Origin of the sequence: Nocardia xishanensis NBRC 101358, from assembly GCF_001613365.1 — a bacterium.
GTDB lineage: Bacteria > Actinomycetota > Actinomycetes > Mycobacteriales > Mycobacteriaceae > Nocardia > Nocardia xishanensis.
In genome coordinates, this window is sequence record NZ_BDCF01000055.1 from 1 (window position 1) to 1,488 (window position 1,488).

Annotated in this window: 1 protein-coding gene; it reads right to left on the reverse strand. The window is 74.3% G+C overall.

What is annotated here, in order from left to right; translation table 11 throughout:
* Window positions 1–59: 59 nt before the first annotated feature.
* A partial coding sequence (gene fakA, locus NX1_RS29750) for a DAK2 domain-containing protein (RefSeq protein WP_068066665.1) occupies window positions 60–1,488 on the reverse strand: 1,429 nt, incomplete at its 5' end.

A 1,488-nucleotide genomic window follows, 5' to 3' on the forward strand; every position in this document is an offset into this window, starting at 1 on the left:
CGCGCTCGGCTCCGCCATGCGCACGGCGCGCTGGCACATGATTCGCTCACTACGTTCGCTCATTCCACCCCGATCTGCGCCAGATCCCCTTGCTGCCCACCGGGATACACCGTGACCTCGACACCGGGGAAGCTCCGCGCGATGTGCGCGCTCAATTCCTCGGCCAGCCCCGCAGGCGCGTCCTCGCCCATCAGCAGGGTGACCAATTCACCGCCGAGGCCGAGCATCCGGTCGAGCAGCGTCTGCGCCGCGCCGCGCACGTCGCGGTCGATCACCACCACGTCGTGGCCGACCAGGCCGAGTCCGTCGCCCGGCTCGCAGGTGCCGACCATGGTCAGCGCCCGGTGCGAGGCCGCGCGCAGCGAACCCCACCGGGTGGCCGCGGCCGCCTCCGACATCGCGAACGCGTCGTCCACCGCGATGCGCCCGCGATCGTGCACCGCGAGCGCCGCCAACCCCTGCACCATGGAACCGCTCGGCAACAACAGCACGTCGCGGTGCGCGTCGCGGGCGGCGACACCGACGGCCACCAGTTCGTGCGCTGGCAGCGCGCCGTTGGGTAGCACCAGGACCTCGCGGTGCGGCATCCGCCGGATCGCGGTGAGCAGCGCGGCCGAGGTGACCGGGTGCGCGCCGAGCACCACCGCGCCCGCCGCCTCGAACAGCGCCGCGGCTCCCGAGCCCGCCGCCACGGCGAGCACGCCGCGATCGGCGGAGCCCTCTTCGCGCGCAGCCGGCGGATCGAGATGGTCGCGACCGACCGGGGCGGTGATGGCGAAACTCTCGATTCTGATGTCGTGCAGGACGCCCGCCGCCAGCCCGGCTTCCACGGCGGCGCCCGCGTCGGCGCAGTGCACGTGCGCGGACCAGTTCCCGCTGCCGTCGCCGACCACGACCACGGAATCGCCGAGTTCGGCGAGACGCTCGCGCAGGCGGGTGACGCGCGCCAGGTCGGTGTCGCCGAGCTGGTACATGACCTCGAAATGCGGGGCGTCGCCCTCGCTTTCCACGACCTGCTCGGCCTCGGCGGCCGCGGCGAATTCGCCCGGCAGGTACTCGGGCCTGGTCGGCGTCTCGCCGAGAACGACCGCGACAAGCGCGTCCAGCAGCACCACCAGGCCGCGCGCGCCCGCGTCGACCACGCCAGCGGCCCGCAACACCCCGAGCTGGGACGGGGTCTCGCCGAGCGCTTTCGCCGCGCCGTCGGCGGCGGCGACGGCGACCTCGGCGAGGGTGTCCTCGGCGCAGGCCGACGCGCAGTCGGCCGCGCACTCGAGCACGGTGAGGATGGTGCCCTCGACCGGGACGCTCAACGCTTCACGGACCAGTACCGCGGCGCGGCGCAAGGCGGCGCGCAGGGTCGTCGCGGTGAGCGGTCCTCCGGACGTCGCCTCCGCGATGCCGCGCAGCACCTGCGACAGGATGATGCCCGAGTTCCCCCGCGCGCCCGCGGTGGCGCCGCGGGCCAGTGCCGCGGCGACCTGATCG